Source organism: Pseudomonas sp. AMR01, from assembly GCF_041946035.1.
GTDB classification, from domain to species: Bacteria; Pseudomonadota; Gammaproteobacteria; order Pseudomonadales; family Pseudomonadaceae; genus Aquipseudomonas; species Aquipseudomonas antarctica_B.
The window spans coordinates 1-3,353 of the sequence record NZ_JAUTYR010000080.1 but is presented as its reverse complement, the minus strand read 5'-3'; the positions used below and the strand labels follow the sequence as shown (position 1 = coordinate 3,353).

The 3,353-nt window shown below is 60.6% G+C and carries 3 protein-coding genes; all 3 read right to left on the bottom strand.

Annotated elements, in window-relative coordinates; all coding sequences use genetic code 11:
* Positions 1-107: 107 nt before the first annotated feature.
* The 3 genes from Q7C20_RS26570 to Q7C20_RS26560 all read right to left on the bottom strand — a co-directional run bounded on the left by Q7C20_RS26570 (position 108) and on the right by Q7C20_RS26560 (position 3,090).
* On the bottom strand, positions 108-875 hold the full coding sequence (locus Q7C20_RS26570) for an SDR family oxidoreductase (RefSeq protein ID WP_375071167.1): 768 nt from the start codon (positions 873-875) through the stop codon (positions 108-110).
* A gap of 22 nt (positions 876-897) precedes the next feature.
* Positions 898-1,965 (bottom strand): phosphotransferase family protein, encoded by a 1,068-nt coding sequence (locus Q7C20_RS26565; RefSeq protein ID WP_375071166.1) that lies wholly within the window; start codon positions 1,963-1,965, stop codon positions 898-900.
* A 171-nt stretch (positions 1,966-2,136) separates the two neighbouring features.
* Complete coding sequence (locus tag Q7C20_RS26560) at positions 2,137-3,090, bottom strand: 2-hydroxyacid dehydrogenase (protein ID WP_375071165.1); 954 nt, start codon at positions 3,088-3,090, stop codon at positions 2,137-2,139.
* Positions 3,091-3,353: the final 263 nt, after the last annotated feature.

The following is a 3,353-nucleotide window of genomic DNA, read 5'->3' as shown; positions in this document are numbered from 1 at the left end:
TGCTCGCGAATGCGGTGGGTCAGCCACCAAATTCATCACTGACCCACCGCATTCGCGAGCAAGCCCGCTCCCACAGTTTTGATCGAGTACAACCGCCGAAGGCGTGATCAGGACAGGAAGCCGCCGTCCACATTCAGCGACACGCCAGTGGTGTAGCTGGACGCTTCACTGGCGAGGAACAGCACCGCGCCGGCCATTTCGCTTGGGTCTGCCACGCGCTTGAGCGGGATTTGTGCCAGGGCCGTTTTCAGGATGGCGTCATTTTTCACCAGCGCCGAGGCGAACTTGGTGTCGGTCAGGCCTGGAAGCAGGGCGTTGCAGCGAATGCCGACTGCCGCGCATTCCTTGGCGAAGACCTTGGTCATGTTGATGACGGCGGCCTTGGTCACTGAATAGATGCCCTGGAATACGCCGGGTGAAATTCCATTGATTGAGGCCACGTTGATGATGCTGCCGCCGCCGTTGTCGCGCATCAGCTTGCCGGCTTCTACCGACATGAAGAAGTAGCCGCGAATGTTCACATCGACGGTCTTCTGGAACGCGCCGAGGTCGGTGTCCAGTACGTTGCAGAACTGTGGGTTGGTCGCGGCATTATTAACCAGAATGTCCAGGCGCCCGAACTGTTCGCGGATGCCGGCGAACACTTGAGTGATCTGCTCCATTTCACCGATATGGCAGGCCACGGCGGTTGCCTTGCCACCGGCGGCAATGATCGCATCGGCCACGTGCTGGCAGCCTTCGAGCTTGCGGCTGGACACGATGACGTGGGCGCCTTGCTGGGCCAGCAACTTGGCGATGGCTTCACCGATCCCACGGCTTGCGCCGGACACAAAGGCGATTTTGCCGTCGAGGTCAAACAGGTCTGTCTTGGACATAAGGGTTCCTTGTTGGGGGCAATCAGAGCGCGGATGTGCTGATGACCTTCAGGCTCATTTGCTCCAGCAGCGTGTTCATGTGGATGAACTGTGCAAAGCGTTTGTCCTGGGTCTGGCCATGGAAAAAGCGGTAGTAGATCTGCTGCACGATGCCCGCCAGGCGGAACAGGCCGTAGGTGTAGTAGAAGTCGAAATTGTCGATCTGGATGCCACGGCGCTGCGCGTAGTAATCAACGAACTGGCGGCGCGTGAGCATGCCGGGCGCGTTGCTTGGCTGACGGCGCATCAGTTGCACTGGCGCCGGGTCGGCAGCTTCGATCCAGTAGGCGAGGGTGTTGCCGAGGTCCATCAGCGGATCGCCGAGGGTGGTCAGTTCCCAGTCCAATACACCGATGATCTGCATCGGGTTGTGGGGGTCGAGGATCACGTTGTCGAAGCGGTAGTCGTTGTGCACGATGCTGGAGGTCGGATGGTCGGCCGGCATTTTGTCATTGAGCCAGGCACGTACGGCCTCCCAGCTCGGGGCATCGGGGGTCAGGGCTTTCTCGTAACGGTCGCTCCAGCCGCGAATCTGGCGCTCCACGTAGCCTTCCGGTTTGCCCAGGTCGCCCAGGCCGCAGGCGCTGTAGTCGACCTGGTGCAGCTCGACAAACTTGTCGATGAAGCTTTTGCACAACGCTTCGGTCTGTGTGGCGTCGAGGCCGAGTTCGTCTGGCAGGTCGGAACGCAAAATGATCCCGTTGACCCGCTCCATCACGTAAAACTCAGCGCCGATCACCGAGTCGTCGGTGCAGTGCACGTAAGCTTTGGGGCAATACGGGAAGCCGTCCTTGAGCTGATTGAGAATGCGGTACTCGCGGCCCATGTCATGGGCGGATTTGGCCTTGTGACCAAACGGGGGGCGACGCAGCACGAATTCCTGGCCCGGGTATTCCAGCAGATAGGTCAGGTTCGAGGCGCCGCCGGGGAACTGGCTGATTTTGACCGCGCCGCTCAGGCCTGGAATATGAGCCTTGAGGTACGGATCGATCAGGTTGGCATCGAGTTCTTCGCCGGGGCGAATTTGAGTCGATTGGTCGTTCAGCGCCATGCTTATCCCTTCTGCTTATTCTAAAGGCCTTGGACTATTGGCTAATCTAATGCGCACCGCTGCCAAGCGACAAGGCCGGGGCGGCTTAATAGGTTAGCGTGTTGGACGATGATCAGTGGGCCTGATGCGCTCAAGTCTGAAGCCGCGCATCAGTTCAGGCTGGGGGTTTTGCTACGCGTTGCGCGGCGGCAGCGTCACCGGCGTCAGTACCGGGCGGCCGGCGAAGTATTCCACCAGGTTGTCAGCCACACGCTGCACGGTGTCGTGAGCCGCTTCCGGCGACAGGCCGGCCACGTGGGAGGTGAGTACGGTGTTGCCGAGTTTTTTCAGCGCGTCGGGCACTTTGGGCTCGTCATCGAACACATCCAGCGCCGCGCCGCCGATACGCCGCTGCTCCAGAGCGGCCACCAGGTCTGCCGTAACCACCACACTGCCGCGGCCGATGTTGACCAGGTAACCGTTGGGTCCCAGCGCGTCGAGCGCGTGCCGATCGATCAGGTGGCGGGTGCTCGCGCCACCGGGCGTGGCCAGGATCAGGAAGTCCGAGGTGCGCGCCAGTTCCACGGCGGTGGCGCAATAGGTGTAGTCCACATCATCGCGGGGCTGGCGGTTGTGATAACTGACTTCCATGCCGAAGCCGAGTGACGCACGCTTGGCGATTTCCATGCCCACAGCACCCAGCCCGAGAATGCCCAACTGCTTGCCGCCCAGGGAAGGGCGCATCACCTTCGGCCATTCGCTGCGCCGCACGGCGGCATCCGTCTGGGGAATGCCACGTACCAGCGACAACAGCAATGCCATGGCGTGGTCGGCCACTGACGGCGCGTTCACCCCGGCGCCGTTGGTCACCACAATCCCGCGATTGCTGGCGGCCTGCAGGTCCACATGTTCGTAGCCGGCGCCAATCACGCAGATGATTTCCAGCAGCGGCAACGCTGCGATTTCCTCGGCGTACAGGCCCAGCGGGCCACGAGTCAATACCGCCTTGATCTGCCCAGCGTGGGCCTTGATTGCCTGAGAGCGCTCGGCGGGCGTCGGCGCCAGAATCACGTGAAAGTCATTGCTCTCGATGATTTGCAGGTATTCGTTGATGGTTTCAACCAGGACCAGAACAGTGGTGGACATCGGGAGGCTCTTCCTGAAAGGTTTGAGAGGAGGAGTATGCGGGATTTGTAAGACGGTACGTTTTGTTCCATCAGAAAAATCCCGCACAAGGGGCGTTAGAACCAGCCCTTTCAAGGTCTTTGGAAATCTGTCTGGTAGGGCGAACACGATCCCTGTGGCGAGCGGGCTTGTCGAATCGTCGCACCGCCCGCGTTGGGTTGCGAAGCGACCCCAAAACCAGCGGCCGAGGAGTATCTGACTCACCGCATTCTTCCTTTTTAGGG